The sequence below is a fragment of the Streptomyces yerevanensis genome (assembly GCF_000716805.1).
In the GTDB taxonomy this organism is placed as follows: Bacteria; Actinomycetota; Actinomycetes; order Streptomycetales; family Streptomycetaceae; genus Streptomyces; species Streptomyces flaveus.
This window is the reverse complement of the sequence record NZ_JNWJ01000291.1, coordinates 1-232: the sequence shown is the minus strand read 5'-3', so window position 1 is coordinate 232 and position 232 is coordinate 1. Positions and strand designations below refer to the sequence as shown.

Below are 232 nucleotides of genomic sequence, written 5' to 3'. Positions count from 1 at the left end.
CGCGACGAACTTCCACGCCGGGTTCTGAGGCCAGGCGTTGCACCAAAAGCCGTAGCCCGTGGGCACCTTGCCGGGCGCGTCCGCGGGCACGCGGGTGAAGGACGTGTCCAGTACGCCGCGGATGTCGGCGCCGGGGCAGAGTGTCGCGTCCTTGGCGGCGGCGTGGAACACCAGCGGGCCCAGCCACTTGACGCAGGCGATGACGTCCATGCCCTGCCACATCAGGTGGGAG

At 70.3% G+C, this 232-nt stretch carries 1 pseudogene; it reads right to left on the bottom strand.

Features of this window, described 5'->3' with window-relative positions:
* Positions 1-232 (bottom strand): annotated as a pseudogene (locus tag OP79_RS49455) (sugar phosphate isomerase/epimerase); the annotation flags it as partial.